1 protein-coding gene is annotated in these 1,244 nt (G+C 64.1%); it reads right to left on the reverse strand.

The window, feature by feature from the left end; all coding sequences use genetic code 11:
• Positions 1-330: 330 nt before the first annotated feature.
• Positions 331-1,244: IS110 family RNA-guided transposase (locus AC1Q7H_RS39765; RefSeq protein ID WP_492382511.1), on the reverse strand; the 914-nt coding region annotated here is incomplete at its 5' end.

Raw genomic sequence — 1,244 nt, forward strand, 5'->3', positions numbered from 1 at the left:
CCTTCTATGAGCAGTGGTTTGTCAAGTCCCTTTGGGAGGTTGGGGCTAGTCGACCGACGATCAAACTTCCTACGTGCGGCATAGTCTGAAGCCGTTTGTGCGCGCGTCAGACGTGACGTCTGACCACCTTCTATCCGCCGGCGCTTGGCCGGCCTCGTCCTGCATGCGCATTACGCCGGAATCATCAACCAGGAGACATGCCCCATCTTGGTAAATCGGTTGCATCAGCAACCCGGGAGGAGAACGGGCATGTTCACCTCAGACCGTTTGTGCTTGCGTAGTTGCCCTGACCGACCGTTACCTCCTTCCTGCAAAACTTTTTTTGGGAGCCTACGCTGACTTCAGCCGTGCGCCTTCGGGAATCTCACCGTCTTTCAGATAGCGCCACAGCGCAATGGCGAGTCGCCGTGCGACTGCAACGATCGCGATGCGCCGGGCCCGCCGGTTTGGTCCCGTGCTCTGGGTGCGCGCGTTGAACCAGCGCGTGAGTGCACTGTCGGGTTGGTGGCGCAGCCAGCACCATGCCATCTCGACCAGTAACGCGCGCACTCGTCGGTTGCCCTGTTTGCTGATGCCCTGGTCGACCTGGCTCTCGCCGCTGTCGTAGGGCTGGGGCACCAGACCGGTACAGGCACCAACTTGGCGCCGGTTGCTGAAGTCCCTCCAGAACAGTTCGAGCGCGAGGCGCGACGCGCCCACTTCGCCAATCCCTTTCAGGCGCGCCAGGTCATCGCGTCGCTTGCGCGCGGGTGCGGGCAGGCTTGCCTGCCGCGTCTTCTCCAGCGCCGCGAGTTGCTGTTGTGCCAGCGCCAGCCGTTCGCACTCGCGCAGCAGCCGCTCGCGCATTTCGGGCGGCAACGGCGCGCCGTCGTGACACTTCACCTCGTCACGGGCGAGCCGGCCGGCGAAGTGCTTGTGATCCACCTCATCCCAGCAGCCGAACGTGGCCAGCAGTTTGCGCATGCGGTCGCGGTGCTGCAGCACTTCCTTCTGCAGTTGCCCGCGATCGCGCATCAGGTGCCGCGACGCTTCGTCCTGCGGCGATGGCGCGTGAACCACGTGCATGCGGTCGCGCTCGCCGCGTAGCCATGCGCGCAGGTTGATCACCAGCTTGATGACATCGAGCCGGTCGGTCTTCGCGCGCCGCTTGTGGCGTTCAACCGGAATGCTGGCCGGATCGATGACGTAGCACTTGATGCCGTGCGCCTGAAGCGCGCGACAGATCCAGAACCCGTCCTGGCCGG

The organism is Cupriavidus sp. GW823-FHT06D04, assembly GCF_058795055.1.